General features: G+C 67.6%; 15 protein-coding genes. 7 read left to right on the top strand and 8 right to left on the bottom strand.

The genetic code is table 11. The features are described from left to right. Positions 1-276 precede the first annotated feature (276 nt). From C1931_RS04455 to lpxH, 4 genes are all read left to right on the top strand, one after another. Positions 277-3204, top strand: coding sequence for a TonB-dependent receptor (locus C1931_RS04455; protein WP_108755516.1), 2928 nt, complete (start codon positions 277-279; stop codon positions 3202-3204). A 160-nt stretch (positions 3205-3364) separates the two neighbouring features. Continuing rightward, the gene (locus C1931_RS04450) at positions 3365-4510 is read left to right on the top strand and encodes a glycosyltransferase family 1 protein (RefSeq protein WP_108755515.1); all 1146 of its coding nucleotides are present in this window, start codon (positions 3365-3367) and stop codon (positions 4508-4510) included. Beyond that, positions 4491-5030, top strand: a complete 540-nt coding sequence (locus C1931_RS04445; RefSeq protein ID WP_108752303.1) for a phosphatase PAP2 family protein — start codon at positions 4491-4493, stop codon at positions 5028-5030. The genes C1931_RS04450 and C1931_RS04445 overlap by 20 nt, the downstream gene beginning before the upstream one ends. Before the next feature lie 80 nt (positions 5031-5110). Further along, complete coding sequence (gene lpxH / locus C1931_RS04440; RefSeq protein ID WP_108755514.1) at positions 5111-5857, top strand: UDP-2,3-diacylglucosamine diphosphatase; 747 nt, start codon at positions 5111-5113, stop codon at positions 5855-5857. 94 nt (positions 5858-5951) lie between these two features. Here lpxH and C1931_RS04435 read toward each other — a convergent pair whose 3' ends face one another. Beyond that, entirely contained in the window at positions 5952-7205 is a 1254-nt protein-coding gene (locus C1931_RS04435; protein WP_108755513.1) for a M12 family metallo-peptidase, read from the bottom strand. Positions 7206-7430: 225 nt separating this feature from the next. Here C1931_RS04435 and C1931_RS04430 point away from each other — a divergent pair, with 225 nt between their 5' ends. Beyond that, positions 7431-8897: a DUF2235 domain-containing protein gene (locus C1931_RS04430; RefSeq protein WP_108757651.1), complete on the top strand. Its 1467-nt coding sequence runs from the start codon at positions 7431-7433 to the stop codon at positions 8895-8897. A 181-nt stretch (positions 8898-9078) separates the two neighbouring features. On the opposite strand, the gene C1931_RS04425 is transcribed toward C1931_RS04430, so the two are convergent. The 7 genes from C1931_RS04425 to C1931_RS04395 form a co-directional block, all read right to left on the bottom strand. After that, positions 9079-9903 (bottom strand): ferritin-like domain-containing protein, encoded by an 825-nt coding sequence (locus C1931_RS04425; protein ID WP_108757650.1) that lies wholly within the window; start codon positions 9901-9903, stop codon positions 9079-9081. Between the two features lie 10 nt (positions 9904-9913). Next, on the bottom strand, positions 9914-11380 hold the full coding sequence (gene purF, locus C1931_RS04420) for an amidophosphoribosyltransferase (RefSeq protein ID WP_108748690.1): 1467 nt from the start codon (positions 11378-11380) through the stop codon (positions 9914-9916). Between the two features lie 58 nt (positions 11381-11438). Further along, complete coding sequence (locus C1931_RS04415; RefSeq protein ID WP_233614963.1) at positions 11439-12191, bottom strand: CvpA family protein; 753 nt, start codon at positions 12189-12191, stop codon at positions 11439-11441. A 46-nt stretch (positions 12192-12237) separates the two neighbouring features. Beyond that, positions 12238-13278 (bottom strand): SPOR domain-containing protein, encoded by a 1041-nt coding sequence (locus C1931_RS04410; RefSeq protein WP_108755512.1) that lies wholly within the window; start codon positions 13276-13278, stop codon positions 12238-12240. A 79-nt stretch (positions 13279-13357) separates the two neighbouring features. Continuing rightward, positions 13358-14629: a bifunctional tetrahydrofolate synthase/dihydrofolate synthase gene (gene folC / locus C1931_RS04405; protein ID WP_108755511.1), complete on the bottom strand. Its 1272-nt coding sequence runs from the start codon at positions 14627-14629 to the stop codon at positions 13358-13360. A gap of 41 nt (positions 14630-14670) precedes the next feature. Beyond that, entirely contained in the window at positions 14671-15315 is a 645-nt protein-coding gene (locus C1931_RS04400) for a histidine phosphatase family protein (RefSeq protein ID WP_079220782.1), read from the bottom strand. Positions 15316-15508: 193 nt separating this feature from the next. Then, a complete protein-coding gene (locus C1931_RS04395) occupies positions 15509-17671 on the bottom strand; it encodes a S46 family peptidase (RefSeq protein WP_108755510.1) in 2163 nt (720 codons plus the stop codon). 227 nt (positions 17672-17898) lie between these two features. Between C1931_RS04395 and tdh the strand changes: the two genes are divergently transcribed. Together tdh and C1931_RS04385 are read left to right on the top strand one after the other, a co-directional pair. Beyond that, a complete protein-coding gene (gene tdh / locus C1931_RS04390; protein WP_108757649.1) occupies positions 17899-18921 on the top strand; it encodes an L-threonine 3-dehydrogenase in 1023 nt (340 codons plus the stop codon). Positions 18922-19102: 181 nt separating this feature from the next. After that, positions 19103-20074 carry a hypothetical protein gene (locus C1931_RS04385; RefSeq protein WP_159095448.1) on the top strand — a complete coding sequence of 324 codons (972 nt, stop codon included), beginning with the start codon at positions 19103-19105 and terminating at the stop codon, positions 20072-20074. Position 20075: the final 1 nt, after the last annotated feature.

Raw genomic sequence — 20075 nt, 5'->3', positions numbered from 1 at the left:
GTTCGTTGCGTTTTGCGCAGTTCACTAGCTGAATGCGGATTCAGGTTTCTGATTCGCGCCTGACCCGTGACTTTCGTCATGACGCTAAGCCCTTGCTTTTGTTCAAATTGCGTGAACTGAACGCGAAAAATTGCGACACAATTTGCAACACCCTCTTTACAGGTGGTTAACGAACGAGAATAAATCGAAGTCACCGGCTCAGTCCCAACAGGCGAATCCGGCTTTCGCAGGCCCTTTTGGCCTGCATCTGCAGACTCAACGAGAGAGAGAGACTCGATGACTTCACGCTCCACCGTGCTGGGCCAGGCGATCCGCCATGCCCTGATCGTCGGCACCGCGACCATCGCGCTGCCTGCCCTGGCCCAGGACGGCGCCCCCACCACCCTCGACCGCATCGAGATCACCGGTTCGCGCATCCGCCAGGTCGACGTGGAAAACGCCAACCCGGTGCTGGCGATCTCGCGCAAGGACATCGAACGCCAGGGCTTCAGCTCGGTGGCCGACATCCTGCAGAACGTCACCGCCATGGGCAGCCCGGCGATCAGCCGCGCCAACGTGCTCAGCGCCGGTGAAAACGCGGGCGGCACCTACATCGACATGCGCAACCTGGGCGCGCAGCGCACCCTGGTGCTGGTGAACGGCAAGCGCCTGGGCATCAGCACCTCCGGTTACCAGGACGTGTCGAGCCTGCCGGTGTCGGCGGTGGAGCGTATTGAAGTGCTGAAGGACGGCGCGTCGGCCATCTATGGTTCGGACGCCATGGCCGGCGTGGTCAACATCATCACCCGCCACAACGCCACCGGCGTGACCGCCAACGTCTACCACGGCCAGTACAGCCAGGGCGACGGCGCCCGCGACCGCTTCGACGTGGTGGCCGGCTGGGCCAACGACCGCGGCTCGATCACCCTGTCGGCCGAGCATTCGGAAGAAAAGGCGGTGTGGGCCAAGGACCGCGATTTCAGCGCCTTCGGCAATACCTCGCGCCACCCGACCGAAGCGTGGACCACGGTCAGCCAGTGGGGCCAGATCACCGGCCTGCGTGGCCCGGGCTGCACCGCGGCCAACAACGGCACCTGCAGCTACTCGCTGAACCGCGGCGCCGACCCGCTGAACCCGGCCAATTACCACCTGACCAATGCCAATGCACCGGATGGCGATGTCAGCAACACCAACGAACAGATGCACCTGAACTATCCGCTGAAGCGTGATTCGGTGTTCGTCGATGGTCGCCTGAACATCACCGACAACGTGCACTTCAGCACCCAGCTGGGCTACAACAAGCGCGAATCGAGCCGCCAGATCGCCGGCTACCCGCTGCAGTCGTCCACCGCCGGCATCGGTTCGATGTCGATCGACAGCTACTTCAACCCGTTCGGCCGCAAGAACGGCTACGCCACCCCGACCGCCGTGGCCTGGAACCACCGCACCTGGGAAGTGCCGCGCGTCAGCGACAGTGAGCTGAAGACCTACCGCGCCGTGGCCGCCTTCGATGGCACCTTCAACATCGGCGAGCGCTACTTCGATTGGGAAGTGGGCTACCAGTACAACAAGAACGAACTGCGCCAGCACGCCACCGGCAACCTGCACAAGGAACGGGTGAAGAACGCGGTCGGCCCGTCCTACTACAACCCCGCCACCGGCAAGGTGGAGTGCGGCAGCGCCGCCGCACCGATCGCCAACTGCATGGTCTGGAACCCGCTGGTCGCTGCCGGCGTGGTGAACCCGTACGGCCTGACCGGCAACCAGGCCCTGATCGACTACCTGATGCCGGCTGAAGATTCCTCCGGCAAGACCGTGGGCAAGAACTTCTTCGCCACCATCGCCGGCAGCATCCTGACCCTGCCGGGCGGCGACCTGGGCTTCGCCTTCGGTGTTGAAAACCGCAAGGAAACCGGTGAATTCATTCCCGATGCGCTGGCCCAGACCGGCGCCACCACCAATCTGGCCGCGGGCCCGACCGGTGGCGGCTACAAGGTGAAGGAAGCCTACCTGGAATTGAACGCGCCGATCCTGGCCGGTCTGCCGGGCGCGCAGGAGCTGACCCTGAACGCGGCCACCCGCTTCTCGGACTACGACACCTTCGGCAACACGCTCAACAGCAAGTTCGGCTTCAAGTGGCGCCCGATCGAACAGCTGATGGTGCGCGGCACCTGGGCTGAAGGCTTCCGCGCCCCGACCATCAACGACTTGTACGGCGGTGGTTCGGAAACCTTCACCACCGGCTATGCCGATCCCTGCGATACCGTCTACGGCCCGTCCAAGGACAGTGCCGCCGTGCGCGCACGCTGCGCCCGCGACATCGCCAACGCCGACACCTACCGTCAGCTGAAGCAGGGCAACGTGCCGATCACCAGCAGCACCGACCAGACCCCGGTGCCGTTCACCAACGGCTCCAATCCGCTGCTGCAGCCGGAAACCTCCAAGAGCAAGACCCTGGGTCTGGTCTGGAGCCCCAGCTTCATCCGCAACTTCAACGTGTCGCTGGACTGGTGGAAGATCCGCATCGACAACACCATCGTGGCCGACAGCCCGAACCAGATCCTGATCGACTGCTACGAGCAGGGCATCGATTCGCGCTGCACGCAGTTCACCCGTGATCCGGTGCTGGGCATCGTCAACAAGCTGACCTACGGCAACCGTAACGCCGGTTTCCTGGAAACCGAAGGTTACGACATGGAACTGACCCACCGTCTGGACACCGACACGCTGGGCACCTTCAGCACCCAGTGGTCGACCACCTATGTCAGCTCGAACATCTTCCGTTCGACCAACGACCCGACCGTGGTGCCGACCCCGGTCAACGGCATCTCCACCAACTCCACCAGCGGCTTCCGCGTGCGTTCGAACCTGACCGTTGGTTGGGACAAGGGCGACTTCGGTGTCAGCTGGACCGCCCGCTACTACTCCGGCGTGAAGGAAACCTGCCTGAATGCGGTCACGCATCCGGATGAGTGCTCCGATCCGGGCGTACGTGCCCCGTGGTTCTCGGGTTCGCGCAACTACAACGAGCGCGGTTCGGTCACCTTCCACGACGTGCAGTTCCGCTACAACCTGCCGTGGGATGCCACTGTTTCGGTCGGTGCCAACAACGTGTTCGAGAAGTACGGCCCGAACATGTACACCAAGCCGAACTCGGTGTTCTCCTACTACGGTGGCTACGACATCGGTCGCTTCGTCTACCTGAAGTACCAGCAGCGCTTCTGATCCACCGCGCTGCCGTCATGACCTGACACGACCACGGCCCTTCGGGGCCGTGGTTTTTTTCTGCGAGCGGCAGGCCCGGGCACCGTCATCGGGCGGTCGCATTACGGTCACAACGGCTACATCGCCAGGCCTGAGCATGCCGGAAAACCGGAGGCCCGCCATGCGCCATGCCATCGTCACCGAGACCTATCCGCCGGAGGTCAACGGCGTTGCACTCACCGTGCAGAGCCTGGAGCAGGGATTGCGCGCCGCCGGCCATGAGGTCGACCTGATCCGCCCACGCCAGGCCAGCGAAGCGCTGGAGTCGGCGCCGGGCACCCTGCTGGTGCCGGGCGCGGCCCTGCCCCGTTACCCCGGCCTGCGCTTCGGCCTGCCCGCCCCGATCCGCCTGGGCCGGCACTGGCAGCAGCAGCGCCCTGATGCCATCTATATCGCCACCGAAGGCCCGCTGGGCTGGTCGGCGCTGCGCACCGCGCGGCGGCTGGGCATTCCGGTGGCCACCGGCTTCCACACCCGCTTCGACGAATACCTGCCCGACTACGGCGTGGCGTGGCTGCAGTCGGCCGCCATGCGCTGGATGCGCCGCTTCCACAACCAGGCCGACGCCACCCTGGTGCCGACCCGCGAGCTGCAGCAGTTCCTGGGCGAACAGGGCTTCGAGCGCGTGCGCCTGCTGGCGCGCGCGGTGGACAGCCAGCAGTTCGACCCGGCCCGGCGCGATCCCGCGCTGCGCGAGGAATGGGGCGTGGATGGCAACGGACTGGTGGCCCTGTACGTGGGCCGCATCGCCGCCGAAAAGAACCTGGGGTTGGCGGTGAAGGCCTTCCGCCGCCTGCAGCAGGTACGGCCGAAGGCACGCTTCGTGTTCGTGGGCGATGGCCCGGCGCGCGAAAAACTGGCCCACGACAACCCCGATTTCATTTTCTGCGGCATCCAGCGCGGCGACGCGCTGGCCCGCCATTTCGCCAGCGGCGATCTGTTCCTGTTCCCCAGCCGCAGCGAGACGTTCGGCAACGTGACTCTGGAAAGCATGGCCAGCGGCCTGGCCACGGTGGCCTTCGATTACGGTGCCGCGCGCGAATACCTGCGCAACGGTGAAAACGGCGCGGCCGTGGACGACGATGCGCAGTTCGTGGAGGCCGCCGTGCAGCTGGCCAGCGATGATGCGCTGCGCCGCGAGCTGGGCAGCAATGCGGCCCGCGCGATGAAGCGCCTGCACCCGCAGCAGGTGGTGGCCGAGTTCGAATCGCTGCTGGCCGAACTGGCACAGGCGCGGAGGAACGGCCATGCGCACCACGCCGCTTGAATCGCTGGCCGGGCGCGAAGCACGGCTGTGCCGCCGCGCCAACCACTATTGCCGGCGGCGGCGGGTGCGCCGCCTGTTCGCGGTGATCAGCCGCCTGGGCGACGGCGTGTTCTGGTACCTGCTGATGGGCGCGCTGGTGCTGGTGGACGGCTTCGACGGCCTGCGTGCGTCGGTACACATGGCCGCCACCGGGCTGGCCGCGCTGCTGCTGTACAAGGGGCTGAAGCGCTGGACCCGGCGCCCGCGCCCGTATGCAGCCGACCTGCGCATCCGCGCCTGGGTGGCCCCGCTGGACGAGTTCAGCTTCCCGTCGGGGCACACCCTGCATGCGGTGTCGTTCACCATCGTGGCGCTGGCCTACTACCCGTGGCTGGCACCGCTGCTGGTGCCGTTCACCCTGGGCGTGGGGCTGTCGCGGGTGGTACTGGGCCTGCACTACCCCAGCGATGTACTGGCCGCGACGGGCATCGCCACGCTGCTGGCGTGGGCCAGCCTGGCCTGGCTGCCGCTGCCGGTGTAATTCCGGGGTCGGATCCCTTTCCTGCGGAAAGGGCTCTGACCCCGGCCCGACGCGGCGGGCCGATGCCCTAGAATGCCCACATGACCACGCTGTTCATTTCCGATCTGCACCTGGACCCCAGCCGTCCAGCCATCACCGACCTGTTCCTGCGCTTCCTGCGCGAGGATGTGCCTGGCGCCGATGCGCTGTACATCCTGGGCGATCTGTTCGAAGCCTGGATCGGCGATGACACGCCCTCGCCGGTGGCTGACGCCGTGGCCGACGCACTGAAGACGCTGTCCGACAGCGGCGTGCCGATCTACTTCATGCGCGGCAACCGCGATTTCCTGCTGGGCGAAGACTATGCGCGCCGCGCCGGCCTGCGCATCCTGCCCGACCCCTGCGTGATCGACCTGTACGGCCGCGCGGTGATGCTGCAGCACGGCGACCTGCTGTGCACCGATGACATTCCCTACCAGCAGTTCCGCGCGCAGACCCGCGATCCGGTGTTCCAGGCACAGTTCCTGGCGCAGCCGCTGGCAGCGCGCATTGCGTTCGCGCAGAAGGCACGCGATGCCAGCCAGGCCCGCCAGTCGGAAATGAAGCAGGGCGACCGGGCACAGTTTGAGACGGTGACCGACGTGGCCCCGGCCGAGGTCGAAGCCACCTTCGCACGGCATGGCGTGGATACGATGATCCACGGGCACACCCATCGCCCGGCCATCCACAGCCTGCAGGCCGGTGGCCGCAGCTGCACCCGCATCGTGCTGGGCGACTGGTACGAACAGGGCTCGGTGCTGCGCGTGGATGCCGACGGCTGGCAGCTGCAATCGCTGCAGCGCGAATGACGGATTGCCGGGCGCCAACCAAGGTTGGCATCTACCAGAGCGCTTAGGCCGGTAGACGCCGACCTTGGTCGGCGGGTGCCATCCGGTAACCGCGTCAGCGGAAGCCGGCGATGGTGGCCTTGGTGTTCACCAGCACGCGCTGGTTGTCGGCGCTGCTGGCAATGCCCATCGGCACACCGTTGTAACTGATGTTCGGGTTCGACCAGAAGTTCAGCCGCGGGCAGCCGGCCGAGCAGGCGTACGCCATGATGGTGCGCCAGCGCGAACCACTGGCCGGTTCATAGCGATAACCATGGCCATAGGCATACGGCGAGGTGCTGGGGTCGGTGGCGATGTCATGCCGCGCACTCTGCAGGTGGCCGATTTCATGGGCAAATGAGTAATAGCCGGTCGCGCAGTCCCAATACACCGCCGCAAACGCGGTGGACGCGGTGGAGCCGATGCCCGAGGCCAGCCCGCAGTAGCTGCTGTTGTTGATCAGCAGCACGCCGACATCGGCCGCGGTGGTGTTGCGGCTGGTGTGGATGCTGTCCATGTAGCCGTCGCTGGTGCTGCGGAAGCGCGCCAGGTCGGTGCTGAAATTGCCGGACTCGGTGTAGCTGGTGGTTTCGTACCCGGCCAGTTGCAGGGTGATGCCCACGTTGCTGTTGCTGTAACCCTGGTTGGATTCGGCCACCGCCAGCTGCACCAGCGATTGCATGTTGCCGCCATAGGCGGCCACCGCCGCATTGGTGGCTACCACCAGCACGCGGATCGTGGCCGGACTGCCCGATGACGCCTGCGCGGTGCCGACACGATCATTGGCCGGCATGCTGATCTTCGGCAGCTGGTTGTAGTCGGCCGGATGATCGGCAGGCATGCGCGATTCATCCACCTCCACCAGCACATGCCGATCGCCCAATGGGCGCAGCCGGTACAGCGTGCCGTCCTTGCGGATGGAACCGGTGAGCGTGTTGCCCGAACGCACCAGGATGACCGAGTTCGCCGGATCATCCTGCAGGCTGCCGCCCGCCTTCTGCAGCCGGTCGGAGGGGCTGCGGATCTGCCCGTACCAGACGCTGCCACCATCGGCCAACGCCTCGACCCGGCTGCGCGAGGCCTGCACCTTCTGCCCCAGCAGTTCGAATTCCAGCTGCGACTGCGCGGTGGCCGCCGCATCCACCCGCACTTCCTGCACCGTTGCGGTGGACGGTGCCGACAGCAGCCGCCCCAGCTGCGGTTCACTGCTGGCCGAAGCGCGGCTGAGCACGGTGACCGGTTCGAACAGCGGCGCCGCCTGTGCGGCGGCCACCACGCACAGCCCCAACAACACACCACCTGCCGCTTGACCGAAGTATCTGGACATCATCTTGTCGCTCCTTGGGGTGAAGTAGACAGCGTTGATGCAGCACGACCCGGGTGCCGGGTGTGGCCATATGGCCTGCGCAGCGCCCGTGAATACAAGCATTCGCGCCGGCCGGCATACGGATCTGTGACGGCCGGCGGCAGTGTTCAGGCAGGTCAAGAGCCGCTGTACACTGCGCCCATACACGGCCTTCGCGCCGCCGTGACATGACCACCACAGGGGATGCACATGGCTGCAGGTCAGACCCGCAACGGGGACAGTGCGCAGGGTGCCGTGCTGCACCTGGGCCTGTTCTTCGATGGCACCCGCAACAACGCGCACAACCTGGCGCGCGGGCGACCACAGCCACCGCAACCGCGCCCCGCCCTGCTGCGCGCCGACGACGATTCGACCTACCAGAGCCGGCTGACCAGCAGCTACGACAACGGCACCACCAACATCGCGCGCCTGCACCAGCTTTACCCGGACAGTCGTCGCGCGCCGCTGGCCGAACCGTCGCTGGCGATCTACGTGGAAGGGGTGGGAACGCGCGACGATGCCGAGGATGATCTGATCGGCCTGGCCTTCGGCATTGGCGCCAGCGGTGTGCGCGCCAAGGTGCAGCGCGCACTGCACGAGCTGCTGCCGGCCGCGCTTTCGGCGCTGGCGGCGCACTGGCAGCAGCCGCTGCACGGGGTGCAGGTCGATCTGTTCGGCTTTTCGCGCGGGGCTGCGGCCGCGCGCGACCTGGCCAACCAGCTGCACGGCTGGGATGCCGGCCAATGGCGCCTGCGCCTGCAGGGCGCCGGCTTGCCCTGCGCCGCCGACTTCGCCCTGCCGCGCCCTGCACTGCGTTTCGTCGGGTTGTTCGACACCGTGGTGGCGGTCAGCGGCCGGCGCGCCGACGAGCAGCCGCGCATCGCCCTGCCGGCGGGCATTGCCGAGCGCGTGGTGCAGCTGAGTGCGCGCGACGAGCATCGCCAGCACTACGCCTTGACCACGGTTGCACCGACCCATGAAGAGATTGCCCTGCCGGGCGTGCACGCCAACATCGGCGGCGGCTACGACCAGCTGGAAGAAGGCCCGAAACTGCTGGGTCGCCCGCGCCGGCAGCCGCTGCGGCGGGCGCCGGTGGACGATTACCAGACCCCCACACTGGCGATGCTGCAGGCCACCACGGTCTACGCCGAAGCGCAGGCCGATGCCGAGCGCTGGCGCCAGCAGCTGGGGGCGACGGAGAAGGAAGTGTGGGTGGATGTGTGGCACCAGTGGCAGCAGCAGCGCCACGCCGGCAGCCGCAGCGTGATGATGGCACCGGTGCTGCACGTGACCGCTGCGGTGGTGCTGCGTAGGCGCATCGACTGGCGCTACCAGCTGATCGCCCTGCAGGTGATGCAGCAGCGCGCCGCTGAAGCCGGCGTGCAATGGAGCGCAGATGCGGCGCAGGTGCCGGGCTGGGAGCTGCCAGCGCCGCTGCAGCCGATCGCGCGCCGGCTGCTGGCGGGGCAGGCGCTGACGCCGACCCAGGAAGCCCTGCTGCGACGCCGTTATCTGGTGCAGTCGGCGCACTGGAACTTCGATGCACTGGGCGATACCGCGCTGACCTTTGCCGCCGATGCGGGGGTGAGCGAGCTGCCGTACCGGCCGGGGCCGGGGTTGTTCTACATCAACCGGCCAACGGTGGATGGCCGGCGCGTGGTGCTGCCCAACGCGTGAGGCCCATCCACGCATGGCGTGGATCTACCGATGCATGCGCGGACGCGGATGTACGACGGCGCGGTTCCAGTAGATCCACGCCATGCGTGGATGCGGAGATGCACGACCGCGCGGCATTCATCCACCCGGCACGGTTCCAGTAGATCCACGCCATGCGTGGATGGACGCCCTGCCCTGCGGCTCAGCCGGCCTGTTCCACCAGGTTGGCCAGCTCGTCTTCGTCAAAACCGGCCAGCAGCCGCGCTTCCAGATTGAACGGCCCATGCAGGTAACCGCCGGCGAACTCCTGCAGCAATGCCTTGAAGCGCGCACGCGGCTCGACACCGGCGCGATCACAGTACCAGCGGTACCAGCGCGAACCGGCGGCCACATGGGCCACTTCCTCGCGCAGGATCACTTCCAGGACATCAGCGGTAGCAGCATCGCCGACGTTGCGCAGCTTCTCGATCATGCCCGGCGTCACGTCCAGGCCACGCGCTTCCAGCACGCGCGGCACCAGCGCCATGCGTGCCAGGCCGTCGTGGGCGGTCTTCTCGCACATTTCCCACAAGCCGTTATGGGCGGGGAAATCGGCGTAATCGTGGCCATGCGCCATCAGTCGTTCGCGCAGCAGCATGAAGTGGCGCGATTCGTCGTCAGCGCAGCTCACCCAGTCGGCGTGGAAGGCCGGCGGCAGGCCGCGGAAGCGGTAGACCGCATCCCAGGCCAGGTCGATGGCGTTCAGTTCGATATGGGCGATGGCGTGGATGAAGGCAGCCCGCCCTTCCACGCCGCCCAACCCACGCCGCGGCACTTCGCGCGGATGCACCAGCCGCAGCTGCGGCGGCCGCCCGGGCATGCGGATCGGCTCGGGCGGCGGCGCATCGGCCGGCACCTTCAGGCGTCCGCTGCGGAAGGCCGCTGCGTAGGCCTGGGTCAGTGCCACCTTGCGCAGCGGATCGGCTTCGGCCAGACACTGCTGCGCGGCGCGCAGCAGGTCACCGCCGGCATCGGGCAGGTCAACCACCGGCTGCGGCTCAGGCGCGGCGCTTGTGCTTGGCATCGTCCGAACGCAACTGCTGGATGCGCTCGAAATAGCCCGGCTCGATACCGGTGGGGTAATGCCCGTTGAAGCACGACGAATCGAAGTTCTGCAGTGCGGCGTTACCTTCTCGCACCGCCGCTTCCATGTCTTCGATGTCCTGGTAGACCAGCCAGTCGCAGCCCAGGTGCGCTTCGATCTCTTCCACGCTGCGGTTGTGCGCCACCAGCTCTTCGGCGGCCGGCATGTCGATGCCATAGATGTTGGGGAAGCGCACCGGCGGTGCGGCGCTGGCCAGATAGACCTTGCGGGCACCGGCGTCGCGCGCCATCTGCACGATCTGCTGGCTGGTGGTGCCGCGCACGATGGAATCATCCACCAGCAGCACCACGCGGTTGCGGAATTCCAGGTGGATCGGGTTCAGCTTGCGGCGCACCGATTTCACCCGCTCGCCCTGCCCCGGCATGATGAAGGTGCGGCCGACGTAACGGTTCTTGATGAAGCCTTCGCGGTACTTCACGCCCAGCACGTTGGAAATTTCCAGTGCGGCGTCACGCGAGGTATCGGGAATCGGAATGATGGTGTCGATGTCGTGGTCCGGGCGCAGGCGCAGGATCTTCTCGCCCAGCTTGATGCCCATGCGCATGCGCGCCTTGTGCACCGACACGTTGTCGATCATCGAATCGGGGCGTGCAAAGTACACGTACTCGAAGATGCACGGAGTGTGCTCGGCCGGCTCTGCACAGATTTCCGAGAACAGCTCGCCGCGCGCGGTGATCACCAGCGCTTCGCCCGGCTGCACATCGCGCACGCGCTGGAAACCGAGGATGTCCAGCGCCGCCGATTCGGAGGCCACGATGTACTCATCGCCTTCGGCGTGACTGCGCTTGCCCAGCACCAGCGGACGGATGCCGTGCGGATCGCGGAAGGCGACCAGGCCCAGGCCCAGCACCACGCTGACCACGGCGTAGCCGCCCTTGCAGCGGCGGTGCACGCCGGCCACTGCACGGATCGCCGCTTCCGGGCTGAGCTGGCGCTGCTGTTCCAGTTCGTAGGCGAACACGTTCAGCAGCACTTCGCTGTCCGAATCGGTGTTGACGTTGCGGCGGTCCTGCTCGAACACCTGCTGGCGCAGGGCTTCGGTATTGATCAGGTTGCCGTTGTGGGCCAGCGCGATGCCGTAGGGCGAGTTGACGTAGAACGGCTGCGCCTCGTCCATGCCTTCCGAACCAGCGGTCGGGTAGCGCACATGGGCAATGCCGACGCTGCCTTCCAGGGTGGACATGGTGCGCGCATCGAACACATCGCGGACCAGGCCGGTGGCCTTCTGCACCCGCAGGCGGCTGCCGCTGGCGGTGGCGATGCCTGCCGCGTCCTGGCCACGGTGCTGGAGGACGGTCAAGCCGTCATACAACTGCCCGGCGACGTTCTGGTTGCCGACGATTCCGACGATGCCACACATGGTGCGAGGTCTCCGCTGGGCAGTGCCCAGTTACAAGGAAGGTGGCCGTGCCTGGCCTTTAGTGGTCGCCGCGCCTGCGGTCGACGTTGGCCGGATCGTCCGGCTCGATGTTGCCCGGCAGTGCAGGGGCATCCGGGCGCACTTCGGCCGGATCGTATGCTTCGCCCTGTTCCGCTTTCGCAGGCCGCAGCCATCCGCTGCCCGCCACTACCTGGTTGAGGATGCCATTATCGCCTGTCGCGCCCGGCTTGCCCAAATCGGCGCCGGCGCTCTTGCCCAGTTCCATCAACGCAGATGGGGACAAAGCGTCCATCGGCAAGGCCTTGGGCAGCAGATCGGCACCGGGCACCTGCCAGTGCGGCAGTTTGCTGTTCATCCAGGCCACCGCCGGGTTCAGCACCGGGCGGATGGCCGAGGCCTGCCACGACCGTTCGGCGGCCAATGGGGTGAAGCTGCCCAGCAGCAGCAGGATGGCGGCGATCAGGCCGCCGCGCACGGCGCCCAGCACCCCGCCCAGCAGGCGGTCCAGGCTGCCCAGCATGTTGCGGTGGACGATGTGCTTGATGACCATGCCGATCACGGCCACCACGATCATCACGCCGATGCCGACGCCCAGATAGCCACCGACGAAGTGTTCGCCGCCGGGGGCGGCCGGGGCCGCCCACCAGCGGGCGGCATCATTGCCGAAGGCGAAGGCCGCCCAGGCCGCCACCAGCCACGACACCGTGCCGATGACGATGCTCACAAAGCCGCGCAGCAACCCCAGCAGGGTGGAGGCGGCGATCACGATCAGCAGCACCACGTCGATCATGGCGCCCCGCTCCTTCGGCGGCGCTGGCAACGAGGCGGCGTACAGGTCATGGGTGCGGGCGCACCATGCCGGCCACGCCGACCTTGGCGGCCACCTGGGCCTTCAACTGGTCGGCATCGGCGCGATTGGCCACGGGCCCCACGCGCACCCGGTGCAGGGTGCCCTTGTCGGTGCGCACCTGCTCGACGAAGGCGCTGAAACCAGCCGCACGCACCTTGTCGCGCAAGGCATTGGCGTCATTGGCCTGGCCGAAGGCCCCCAGCTGCACGGCGAAACCGACGCTGCTGGCCGCAGGCGCGGCCGGGGTGGCTGGTGCCGGCTTGGCTGCTGCCGTGGCCTCAGGCTTGGGCTGCGGCTTGGCCGCTTCGGGCTTGGGCGCTTCCGGCTTCGGTGCCGGCTTGGGCGCTTCGGGCTTCGGTGCTGCCGCCACCGGCGTGCTGGCCGGCAGGGCTTCGCTGCGCACCGGGTTGGCCGTGGCGGCCGACGACGGTGCGGCCACCGGGGTACTGGCGCTGGGTGCGGTCGTCGCCGGGCTGGCCGCAGCGGCGGCGGCCGGAGCCGCGTCCAGGGTGATCACTTCGGCCTTCACGTCGGCCCGCACCTTCACCGCCTGCAGCCGGGCCGCTTCGGCCTGGGCACGATCGGCATACGGCCCCACGCGCACCCGCCATGCCGCGCGGCCATTGATGGTGGTCGTATCCGAGAAGCCCGGCAGCTGCGAGCGCTTCAGGTAGGCGATCACCGCCTCGGCGTCGGCCTGGCTGGCGTAGGCGCCGAAGGTGACCGCGTAGTTGCCGGCGGCAACGGCCGGCGAGGTGTCCACGGTGGGCGGGGTGGCCGGTGCGGCCGCTTCGTCCAGCGGACGGGCCTGGCCACTCTGCAGGCCGGTGGTGCCGCCTGCCGGGGCCACCAGCGGCAGTTCACGGGTTTCGAACTGGCCATCGCCCGGCGCATCGGGCGCGGTGATCGGCACATTGGCCACACCGCTGTCCGGGGCCGGCCCCTTGACCAGCATCGGCAGGAAGATCACGGCCAAGGCCACCAGGACGATGGCGCCAATCAAACGCTGTTTCAGGGGTGTATCCACGTGAGGCAGGCGACAGGCGGAAGTTGGGTCGATTATACGGGTGCCGGGCGAAACGGCGTCGGCGTCGGCTGAACGCGGGTCAGGCCGAGGCCTGCAGCCACGCCAGCGCCTGTGCCGCGGTGTGGAACGAGCCGAACACCAGCACGCGATCGCCGCGCTGCGCCTGCGCCAGCACCTGCTGCAGGGCCTGCTCGACGCTGTCGGCCAGGGCGGCCACTGCCGCGCCGGTGTCGGCCAGGCGCGCCTGCAGTTGCTGCGCCGTCTGCCCACGGGCGCCGTCCAGGCCGGCCAAGGTCCATTGCGTCACCACGTCCTGCAGCGCGTTCACCACGCCCACCGCGTCCTTGTCCTGCAGCGCGGCGTACACCGCCAGGGTGCGGCCCGGCACGACTTCGGCCTTCAGCGCGCGCGCCAGCTGCCCGGCCGCCTGCGGGTTGTGGCCCACATCCACCCGGATCTGCACGCCATCACGCTCGAATGCCTGCAGGCGGCCGGCAATGCGCGCGGCGGCCACACCTTCGGCCCAGGCCGCGCGCGGCACCGGCTTGTCCAGCGCGCGCAGGGCGGCGATCGCCGCGCCGGCATTGGCCAGCTGGATCGGGCCGGCCAGCGCCGGGGTCGGCAGCTCCAGGCGGGTGCCAACATCGCGCCAGCGCCAGCGCTGCGCATCGATCGGTTCGTAGAAGTAGTCGCTGCCACCGCGGATGGCGTTGGCACCCAGCAGATAGGCCCGGGCCAGCACGCTGGACGGCGGATCGGTCTCGCCCAGGATCACCGGCTTCCAGCCACGGATGATGCCGGCCTTCTCGGCGCCGATGGCTTCGCGGTCCTCGCCCAGCCATTCGGCATGGTCGATATCCACGGTGGTGATCACCGACACATCGGCATCGACGATGTTCACCGCGTCCAGGCGACCGCCCAGCCCCACTTCCAGCACGGCCAGGTCCAGCCCGGCCGCCGCGAACAGGTGCAGCGCGGCCAGCGTGCCGTACTCGAAATAGGTCAAGGTGGTCTGCCCGCGCGCCGCTTCCACCGCGTTGAACGCCGCCACCAGCGCGGCATCGTCCACGTCCTGGCCATCGATGCGCACGCGCTCGTTGTAGCGCAGCAGGTGCGGCGAGGTGTAGGCGCCGACCTTCCAGCCGGCGGCGCGGGCGATGGCTTCGATGAAGGCGACGGTGGAACCCTTGCCGTTGGTGCCACCGACCACGATGGTGCGCCCGGCCGGTGCGCCCAGGCCCATCGCCGCGGCCACGCTGCGCACGCGCTCCAGGCCCATGTCGATGCTCGCCGGGTGCTGGCGTTCAATGTAGTCCAGCCAGTCGGCCAGGGTGGTCGGGGTGTTCGTCACGGCAAGGGTTCCAGCAGCAGCAGGTGGTTCGTTGGAAGGGTTTACAGCGCGCGGTGCTTGGCTTCGCCGAAGAACGGCGTGTGGTGGGCGCAGTCGTTCAGGCGCACCACTTCCAGGCTGTCCAGGTCGGCGCCTTCGAGCAGGTTCAGGGTGGTCGGCGCCTGGCGGAAGGTCCACAGGCGGGAAATCGGCAGGCCCAGCACCTTGCACAGGATCACCCGGTTCACTGCGTCGTGGGCGACCACCAGCAGGGTGTCGTGCTCGCCGAGGCCTTCAGCGGCACGGGCCAGGCCGCGCCAGCTGCGCTCCAGCACCAGGCGCAGCGATTCGCCGCCCGGCATCAGCACGGTATCGGGTTCCTCGCGCCAGGCCTTCAGGCGCGACGGGTCTTTTTCGTTGATCTCGCTGGCCAGCAGGCCTTCCCACTCACCGTGGGCGATTTCCTGCAGATCCGGTTCGGTCTGCAGCATGCCGGCGCGGTCGGCACCCAGCGCGAGCTGGGCAGTGAGCTGGGCGCGCGACAGTGGCGAGGCCACCGCACGGGTGATGTCCACCGAAGCAAGACGGGCGCCCAGAGCCTGGGCCTGGGCTTCGCCGATGGGCGAAAGCGGGATGTCGATCTGGCCCTGGTAGCGGCCTTCGGCGTTCCACGGCGTTTCGCCGTGACGGGCAAGCAGGATGCGCATGCGAACAAGGGGTCCTGGGGGGAGGAGGGTTCCGTTTCGTTCACATCCTGTGAAGTACGCGGAACAGGGATGATACCTGTTCGGCGCACCGGGCCGGACCGGGCATGAAAAAACCCCGCGACACCGGTCGCGGGGTTTCGGGCATTGCAGGCGGATTCCGCCGGGCGTGGCCCGGCGCTACCACCGTGAACCTTTATTTCGCCAGGTTCAGTTCCTTCAGCAGCTGCGGCGCCGGCGCCACTTCCTGCATGATCCACTGCATGTAGCGGCTGTCCACGGCAATCATGCGGGTCATCACCGGGTCGAACACCCAGTTGGAGCTGACCGATTCCCAGTTGCCATCGAAGGCCAGGCCGACCAGCTTGCCGTGCGCGTCCAGCACCGGCGAACCGGAGTTGCCGCCGGTGATGTCCAGGTTGGACAAGAAGTTCACCGGCACCGAACCGATGCGCTTGTCTTCCAGGCCACCGTAACGCTTGGCCTTGACCGCATCCAGCAGCGCCTTGGGCGAATCGAACGGGTCTTCGCCGGTTTCCTTGGCGGCCACGCCTTCCAGGGTGGTGAACGGGGTGTACTGCACGCCGTCCTTGCCGTAGCCCATCACGTTGCCGAAGGTGATGCGCAGCGACAGGTTGGCATCGGGGTAGACGAACTCGCCCTGGCTCTTCTTGTAGTCGGCCACGGCCTGCAGGTACAGCGGGCGGGCGGTAAGCGATTCGCCTTCGCGGATCTTCTTCTGCTCTTCCTGCTTCAGCAGCGCCGGCATCACCGCCACCGCGTACTGGATGGCCGGATCGGTGCTGGCTTCAAAGGCGGCGCGGTCGGCGTTGAACCACTTCAGGCGCGCGTCCAGGCTGCCCAGCTCGGTGCCCGACAGCTTGCCGACCAGCGACTTCACGGCGGCCTCGTTGCTGCCACCCAGCCACTTGTTCAGCACTTCGTTGTCGCGCTGCGCGGCCGGCAGGGCCACGTACTGGTCCAGCCAGTAGGTCTGCAGCTGCTGGTCCATCTTGGCCACGTAGCGGCGGTCCATCTGCTTCAGGCCACCTTCGATGGTGGTCAGGTCACGCTGCTGGAAGCCGGCTTCGCGCTCGGCATCCGGCTTGCTGCGTTCGATCGACAGGCGGTACAGGGTGATGGCCGCGCCCACCGCCGAGGTGTTGTTGAACTGGCCCACGAACAGATCGCGCTCACGGGTGGCCTTGCTGGTGGCCAAGTGCTGGACCAGCTGCGCGTGCGCGGCCAGTGCCGGCTTGCCGGCGGCGCCCTGCTTCTTCAGCCAGGCCAGCACGGCCGCTTCTTCGGCCTGCTTCTGGCCGGCGGCGTCGATGCGCTTGAAGCCTTCCAGCTGGCCCTGGTAGTTCTTGGCCACGTTGTTCATGCTGGCCGCGGTGGCGGCGTATTTCACCTTCACGTCCGGGTCGGCCTTGCCGGCCTCGTCGATCATCTTCAGCACCGCGTTGTAGTGGCGGGCGATGGTCGGGTAGGTGAAGCTGGCGGTTTCGTTGAACTCACCGGCCAGCGCGTAGCGGTTGGTGCGGCCCGGGTAGCCGGCCACCATCACGAAGTCGTCGGCGCCCAGCGGCTGGTCGGCGAACTTCAGGAAGTGCTTGGGCTGGTAGGGCACGTTGTCGGCCGAGAACGCCGCCGGCTTGCCGTCCTTGCCCACATAGGCGCGGTAGAACGAGAAATCGCCGGTGTGGCGCGGCCACATCCAGTTGTCGATGTCGCCACCGAACTTGCCGACGCTGCCCGGGGGCGCGTAGACCAGGCGCACGTCCTTGATTTCCATGTTGCGGAACAGGCGGTAGGTGTTGCCGCCGCTGAACGAGTACAGGCGGCAGCGGAAGCCGGCGTCGGCTTCACAGGCAGCTACCTGGGCCTTGTCGAATGCATCCAGCGCGCGGCTGCGGGCCAGCGGGTCCTTGCCGGCGGCGGCGATGGCGGCCTTGGCCTGGGCGGTGACGTCGGTGATCTGGTCAAGCACGAACACGCGCGCGTTCGGGCCGGCGCTCAGTTCGTCCTTCAGGGTCGGCGCGTTGAAGCCGTCCTTGATCAGGTTCTTCTGCGCGGTCGAATTGAGCTGGATGGCGCCATAGGCGCAGTGGTGGTTGGTCACCACCAGGCCCTGCGGGGAGACGAAGCTGGCGGTGCAGCCGCCCAGTGCCACCACCGCACCCATCGGGTCGCCGGTCAGGTCGGCCAGCTGTTCAGGCGACAGCTTCAGGCCGGCCTTCTGCAGCGGGCCGGCGATTTCCGGCAGCTGCTGCGGCACCCACATGCCTTCGGCGGCATGGGCGACCTGGACCAGCCCAAGGCTGGCAACGATGGAGAAAGCAAGCAGGTTCGAGCGCATCGAGCAGCCCCTGATGATGGAACCGCCGAGTGTAGCCCAGCCCCCTGCCCCGCCCGATGCCCGGAAGTCATGGGCTGCGCGGGCCGGTCCGGCGGGCAAGGCCGCCGGGCATGGCCCGGCGCTGCCGGGGGGTGCTGCGCACCCGCAGCGCAACATGGGAATTGCGCCCAGCGCTCTATAATCCGCGTTTTCCCCCTGACGAGTTCCACCCGATGGCGCAGCAAACGATGAAGGCCCTGGTCAAGCGCGAAGCCGCCAAGGGCATCTGGCTGGAAGAGGTTCCGGTTCCGACCCCGGGCCCGAACGAGGTGCTGATCAAGCTGGAAAAGACCGCCATCTGCGGTACCGACCTGCATATCTACCTGTGGGACGAGTGGAGCCAGCGCACCATCAAGCCGGGCCTGACCATCGGCCATGAGTTCGTTGGCCGCATCGCCGAGCTCGGCTCGGCCGTGACCGGTTACGAGATCGGCCAGCGCGTGTCGGCCGAAGGCCACATCGTCTGCGGCCACTGCCGCAACTGCCGCGGCGGCCGCCCGCACCTGTGCCCGAACACCGTCGGCATCGGCGTGAACGTCAACGGCGCCTTCGCCGAATACATGGTGATGCCGGCCAGCAATCTGTGGCCGATTCCCGACCAGATTCCGTCCGAGCTGGCCGCGTTCTTCGATCCCTACGGCAACGCCGCGCACTGCGCGCTGGAATTCGACGTGATTGGTGAAGACGTGCTGATCACCGGTGCCGGCCCGATCGGCATCATCGCCGCCGGCATCTGCAAGCACATCGGCGCGCGCAACGTGGTGGTGACCGACGTCAACGACTTCCGCCTGAAGCTGGCCGCCGACATGGGTGCCACCCGCGTGGTGAACGTCGCCAACCAGTCGCTGAAGGACGTGATGAAGGAACTGCACATGGAGGGCTTCGACGTGGGCCTGGAAATGAGCGGCAACCCGCGCGCGTTCAACGACATGCTCGACTGCATGTACCACGGCGGCAAGATCGCCATGCTCGGCATCATGCCCAAGGGCGCCGGCTGCGACTGGGACAAGATCATCTTCAAGGGCCTGACCGTGCAGGGCATCTACGGCCGCAAGATGTACGAGACCTGGTACAAGATGACCCAGCTGGTGCTATCCGGCTTCCCGCTCGGCAAGGTGATGACCCACCAGCTGCCGATCGACGATTTCCAGAAGGGCTTCGACCTGATGGAAGAAGGCAAGGCCGGCAAGGTCGTGCTCAGCTGGAACTGATCCTCGGTTCCGCGCGCGAATGGTAGGTGCCGAGCTTGCTCGGCACGCGCCGGAAATGAAAAAGGCGCCCATCGGGCGCCTTTTTCGTGCGCGGCAGGTTGCACGGGAACCAACCGCACTACCGGCGGGTCCATCGAGCACGACCCGACCGCGAGGCAAATGGATGTACCTGCCGGCTCTGATGTCTGTACTGCTGTCCGCCCCCGCAGCAGCGCTCCCCTGCCCCGCCCCACCCGGCGACGTAACGCTGGCCTGCGTGGCCACGGCCGAGGGCTGGTTCTACGCTGCCGATGAGGACAGCGCACGCCAGGCCGCCGGCCATACAGCCACGGCCGTCTCCGCGTTCCAGCGCCATTTCAGCGCCGAGGTTCCCTTCGGTGCAGTGATCCTGTCTGCCGCGCTGCCCCCGCAGGCGCGTGATGCGTTCCAGAATGGGCATGCGCTGCCCTGGGTTCGCGTGTGGGCCTCGCCAGCGGAAAAGAGCACCCTGCTGCGGGAAAACCTGCGCCGCACCCAGCCCGAGCTGTCGGCGGCGGCGGTCGAACAACTGGTGTCAAGGGCTTCCCTCAGCACGGGGGACGTGCTGCCGCACGAAATCGGCCATTCGCTGTACCAGGCGCGGTTCTGGCCGGGGCAGACCGCCGATGGCAGCCTCCACTACGCCACGCCAGCGCCGGACTGGCTGGACGAAGCCGCTGCCATCCTGATGGAACCGTCCCCGATGCTGGCCGAACGCCGCCAGCAGTACCGCGCCCTGCTCAGCGCCCCTTCGCCTCACGTCCAGGACCTGCCCGGCTTCCTGCAGGCCCCGCATCCGATGGACGCCGCACGCCGCGCGGCACTGTCCGGCAACGGCAGCAGCAGCGCCTCGGGGCTGACGGTCATGGTGGCCCGGGGCGATACGGGGGCGGCATTGGCAGCGTTCTACCAGCAGAGCCTGGCACTGGCCGACTTCCTCGTCGAGCGCAGTGGCCGCGCGGACGTGCTGGGCCAGATCAGCCTGGCCCTGGCCAACGGCCAGTCGTTCGACGACTGGCTGGCACAGTCAGGCCCCCCGCTGCAGTTGGGCGGCGATGTTGCCACGCTCACGCAGCACTGGCAGGCGTGGGTGAAGGCACTGACCCCACCTACGCAGCAAGCGCCTGCCCAATGAA

The sequence above is a fragment of the Stenotrophomonas sp. YAU14A_MKIMI4_1 genome, assembly GCF_003086855.1.
Classification (GTDB): Bacteria; Pseudomonadota; Gammaproteobacteria; order Xanthomonadales; family Xanthomonadaceae; genus Stenotrophomonas.
This window is presented reverse-complemented; position numbering and strand designations above follow the sequence as displayed.

Bases quoted from the DNA above. Each gene is read 5' to 3' on its own strand.
- C1931_RS04455 (WP_108755516.1), top strand. From the start codon at position 277: ATGACTTCACGCTCCACCGTGCTGGGCCAGGCGATCCGCCATGCCCTG.
- C1931_RS04450 (WP_108755515.1), top strand. From the start codon at position 3,365: ATGCGCCATGCCATCGTCACCGAGACCTATCCGCCGGAGGTCAACGGC.
- C1931_RS04445 (WP_108752303.1), top strand. From the start codon at position 4,491: ATGCGCACCACGCCGCTTGAATCGCTGGCCGGGCGCGAAGCACGGCTG.
- lpxH (WP_108755514.1), top strand. From the start codon at position 5,111: ATGACCACGCTGTTCATTTCCGATCTGCACCTGGACCCCAGCCGTCCA.
- C1931_RS04435 (WP_108755513.1), bottom strand. From the start codon at position 7,205: ATGATGTCCAGATACTTCGGTCAAGCGGCAGGTGGTGTGTTGTTGGGG.
- C1931_RS04430 (WP_108757651.1), top strand. From the start codon at position 7,431: ATGGCTGCAGGTCAGACCCGCAACGGGGACAGTGCGCAGGGTGCCGTG.
- purF (WP_108748690.1), bottom strand. From the start codon at position 11,380: ATGTGTGGCATCGTCGGAATCGTCGGCAACCAGAACGTCGCCGGGCAG.
- C1931_RS04415 (WP_233614963.1), bottom strand. From the start codon at position 12,191: ATGATCGACGTGGTGCTGCTGATCGTGATCGCCGCCTCCACCCTGCTG.
- C1931_RS04400 (WP_079220782.1), bottom strand. From the start codon at position 15,315: ATGCGCATCCTGCTTGCCCGTCACGGCGAAACGCCGTGGAACGCCGAA.
- C1931_RS04395 (WP_108755510.1), bottom strand. From the start codon at position 17,671: ATGCGCTCGAACCTGCTTGCTTTCTCCATCGTTGCCAGCCTTGGGCTG.
- tdh (WP_108757649.1), top strand. From the start codon at position 17,899: ATGAAGGCCCTGGTCAAGCGCGAAGCCGCCAAGGGCATCTGGCTGGAA.
- C1931_RS04385 (WP_159095448.1), top strand. From the start codon at position 19,103: ATGTCTGTACTGCTGTCCGCCCCCGCAGCAGCGCTCCCCTGCCCCGCC.